The 3,309-nt window shown below is 71.9% G+C and carries 4 protein-coding genes; 2 read left to right on the forward strand and 2 right to left on the reverse strand.

All coding sequences use genetic code 11. The annotated features are described in order from the left end of the window. Window positions 1-237: 237 nt before the first annotated feature. Window positions 238-630 (forward strand): SCO5389 family protein, encoded by a 393-nt coding sequence (locus K6I34_RS34070; RefSeq protein WP_229331909.1) that lies wholly within the window; start codon window positions 238-240, stop codon window positions 628-630. A 70-nt stretch (window positions 631-700) separates the two neighbouring features. On the opposite strand, the gene K6I34_RS34075 is transcribed toward K6I34_RS34070, so the two are convergent. Continuing rightward, entirely contained in the window at window positions 701-1,726 is a 1,026-nt protein-coding gene (locus K6I34_RS34075; protein ID WP_229331910.1) for an LLM class flavin-dependent oxidoreductase, read from the reverse strand. 205 nt (window positions 1,727-1,931) lie between these two features. Here K6I34_RS34075 and K6I34_RS34080 point away from each other — a divergent pair, with 205 nt between their 5' ends. Then, window positions 1,932-2,261, forward strand: coding sequence for an ATP/GTP-binding protein (locus tag K6I34_RS34080; protein ID WP_229331911.1), 330 nt, complete (start codon window positions 1,932-1,934; stop codon window positions 2,259-2,261). Between the two features lie 204 nt (window positions 2,262-2,465). On the opposite strand, the gene K6I34_RS34085 is transcribed toward K6I34_RS34080, so the two are convergent. Continuing rightward, window positions 2,466-3,309: ABC transporter permease (locus K6I34_RS34085; protein ID WP_238490192.1), on the reverse strand; the 844-nt coding region annotated here is incomplete at its 5' end.

The following is a 3,309-nucleotide window of genomic DNA, read 5'->3' on the forward strand; positions in this document are numbered from 1 at the left end:
GAGCAACGGGCGATGACGAGACGCATGGTGGGTCACGCTACTCGACACCCGCCCCTCGACGCGATTCGCCCTTGTTCGGCCCGTTCGGCGGTGGCTGGTTGTCGGTACGTTCTCCTGGTGCCCCCGCAGTGGCCGAATTACCGTTGAAGCGGGCGGTCGTCGTACGGGTACCGGGAGTCGTCGTCCGCTCGCCCCAGCCCGTGAGACCCCGCCCGCGGGGTCGCGAGAGGAGAACCCATGTCGCTCGACGTCTCACCGGCCCTCCTGGAGCAGGCCGAGCGAGGCGAGGTCGACGAAGCGGAATTCGTCGACTGCGTCCGGACCTCCCTGCCCTACGCGTGGGGGATGATCAGCTCCCTGGTGGCCCGGCTCAGGTCCGACGGTGGTGAGTTCGCCGACAACCAGACGCCCCCGCCGGACGAGCAGGCCCGCGGACAGCTGTTGCGCGCCATGGCGAGCGACGCGATCCGCGGAGCGCTCGAAAGGCACTTCGCGGTGCGCCTGGCCTTCCAGAACTGCCACCGGGTGGCGGTCTTCCCGCTCGATGTGTCGGCCGACGACCGCTTCGCCCGCTTCACCTCGATCCGGGGCCAGCTGCTGAACCAGTCGCCTGAGCTCCGGGACTGCTGAGGGTCCGTGCTGCCGTTCCGCTCGTGAGAGCCGCGGGGAGACGAGGGAGGGGACAGGGTCGCAACGGGAATCAGACGAGCAGCGGCAGCACCTCGGTGCCGAGCCTGCGGAGGTTGTCCTCGGTGGCGGCGAGGTCACCGGAGCCCTCGGTCAGCAGCGCGAAGCGCGTGATGCCCGTGCGCTCGGCGGTGGCCGCCAGGCGGTCCGCGCAGAGCCGCGGCGGGCCCACCGGGTGCAGCTCGCACAACAACTGGGTGTACGCGAGCGGATCACGCATCTGCCGCGGCCGCCCGTCGACCGTCTCGTAGGCGGAGAGCCCGTGGTGGAACCAGCCCGGCATCGCCTTGAGGAGGGTCTCGGCGGCTTCCTGCCGCCGGTCCCCGACCTGGGCGACCCCGGCCGACACATGCCCCGCCGCCGCCACCTCCTCGGGCGAACTCCCGGACTCCAGGGCGCACGTGCGCCACAGGGCGACCATCTCCGCCTTCTCCTCGTCGGTGCTGTGCATCCCGAGCAGCATCGGCAGCCCGTGCTCCGCCGCCAGCCGGACGCTCGCGGGCGACGTACAGGCGACGACCACCTGCGGGCCGGACCGGTCCTCCAGATCGTCCGGCCGCGGCACCACCGGCACGTCGCGGAAGCGGAAGCGGGGCCCGGCCCCGCTCACCCGGGGCGTGCGCAGCCACCGCGTCAGCAGCTCCAGCGACTCGGGGAACCCCTCCTCGTACGCCGCCAGGCCCGTGCCGAAGACCTCCAGGTCGACCCACGGGCCCCCGCGGCCCACGCCCAGCACGAACCGGCCGTCGGAGACGAGGTGCAGCAGTGCCGCCTGCTCGCCCAGGGCCACCGGGTGCGTCGTGGGCAGCACGCTCACCGCCGTGCCCACCTGGATCCGGCGCGTGCGCCCCAGCATCAGCGCGGCCAGCGTCACCGCCGACGGGCACACCCCGTACGGAATGAAGTGGTGCTCCGCGACCCAGACGGCGTCCAGGCCGGCCTCCTCGGCGACCACCGCCGTCCGGACGGCCCGGTGCAGCGCCTCCCCGTGCCCCTGGCCGGGGAACTGCGCGGCCAGGACGAATGCTCCAACGCGCATCGCTCTCAATCTCCTTGCTGGCGACCGACGCGGCATCCCCCACCGGAAACAACGGTTGACACGTGCCATGGGCACGGCCCCCGGTGAAGTTTTCATGATGATCGGAGCGCGTGCGGGTGGTGCCGTCCGGAGACGGGCCCGTACGGTCACGGTGGCGCGTAACCTGGTCACGGCCCGTAGCTCCCCAGACCCTCCGAGGTGCCCCGTGTCCCCGCGCCGAAACCGCCCGCGAGGCGGCGCAGACAACCAGCCCGACGCTCCGCGTGAGTTCACCGGCGACCGGTACGGCCTGGAGCGCACCGAGAGCTGGCAGGGCGAGGACTGGGCGGTGCGCACGGTCGGCGGCTCCTCGGCCTCGAAGTACTACCGCTGCCCGGGGTGCGACCAGGAGATCCCGCCGGGGGTGCCGCATCTGGTGGCGTGGCCGCGGTACGGGGATGTCGACGACCGGCGGCATTGGCACAAGGCTTGCTGGAATGCGAAGGACCGCCGGACTACGAGAGTCCAGCGGTCCAGGAGTGCGCCTCGCTATTGAGGGGGCTTGCGCTGCGCGGCTTCGCCTACGGGGGTGCGGCTTGCGCTGCGCGCGCGGCTGCGGGCCGGTGGGGGCTGGTCGCGCAGTTCCCCGCGCCCCTGACGGGGCGCGGCCCTGCTGATCGGCCCCAGGGGGGCCGGGGCGCAGCCCCGGAAAAAACCCATTTCCCAGCCGCACCACTTCGCCAGCCCGCCCGGCGAGGGCTTACGCGTCGCGGTTGCGGAGGGCCGTGTAGGCGCCGCCGAGGGCCACGGCCGCCACGCCCGCCATGACCCATACCGCGTCCCAGCCCGCCGGGCCCGACTCCATCGCGTCGGCGGGGGTGACGTAGATGCTGAAGAGCATGGTCGGGATCGAGTAGTCCAGCAGGAACTGGCGCAGGTCCAGCAGGCTGTCGGCGGCCATGAACGCCGCCAGGATCATCGGCAGCAGCATCAGGCCCAGCATGGCCGCGATCGCGCCCGCGGAGTGCCGGATGAGGGTGCCCACGGCGAGTGCGAGCAGGCCGAGGAGCGCCACGTAGAGGCTGACGCCGACCGTCGCCTTCAGCCACATCGACCCGGTGGTCGCCACGACGCCGTTGCCGTTGATCATCGCGGAGTCGACCATCGCGACGAGCGTCGTCGACACCAGCATGATCACGAACACCAGCAGGAAGAACACGATCGCCTTCGCCGCCAGCACCCGGCCCCGGTTGGGGCACGCGGTGAGGGTGGTGCGGATCATGCCGGTGTTGTACTCGGAGGACATCGTCAGCACGCCGAGCGTGATCACGCAGATGATGCTCAGCAGCACGCCGAAGACGGCGAAGGCCAGGGCCGAGACGTTGTTGCCCACCTCGTCGCCCGTCGCCCCCGCGGCCATCGCGATCAGGCTGCCCACGCCGAAGACGAGCAGCACCATGATGCCCATCGTCCACATCGTGGACCGCAGCGAGCGGATCTTGGTCCACTCGGAGGCGAGCGCGTCCGCGAGGGTCGCCCGGCGCACCGGGATGGGGGAGACGTAGTGGCTCACGGACGGCCAGGGCTGCTGCTGGGGCTGGGAG

Origin of the sequence: Streptomyces sp. UNOC14_S4 (genome assembly GCF_020740835.1) — a bacterium.
GTDB lineage: Bacteria > Actinomycetota > Actinomycetes > Streptomycetales > Streptomycetaceae > Streptomyces.